This is a genomic window from Secundilactobacillus mixtipabuli, from assembly GCF_002217925.1.
GTDB lineage: Bacteria > Bacillota > Bacilli > Lactobacillales > Lactobacillaceae > Secundilactobacillus > Secundilactobacillus mixtipabuli.
The window spans coordinates 1-284 of the sequence record NZ_BCMF01000029.1; the positions used below are offsets into that span (position 1 = coordinate 1).

The following is a 284-nucleotide window of genomic DNA, read 5'->3' on the forward strand; positions in this document are numbered from 1 at the left end:
TGTTGATCAGCTGTTAAGTATTGATTCAGAGCTAAAAGCGACATATCAAGTTCTAAATAACCTACGTCAAGCTATTAAAACGAATGACTGGAATAATTACAATGCCACTTTTTGGCATACAGAGGGTATCTCGCCAGAGATGCAGTTAACTTTAAAAACGTTGAAAGAACATCATGACGAAATTGAGAACACCTTCAACTATCCTTACACCAATGGTCCGCTGGAAGGCACAAACAATAAAATCAAAGCAATCAAACGTGCTGGCTTCGGCTATAAGAGCTTCC

1 protein-coding gene is annotated in these 284 nt (G+C 38.7%); it reads left to right on the forward strand.

Features of this window, described 5'->3' with window-relative positions:
• Nucleotides 1-284: transposase (locus IWT5_RS11825; RefSeq protein ID WP_143443105.1), on the forward strand; the 284-nt coding region annotated here is incomplete at both ends.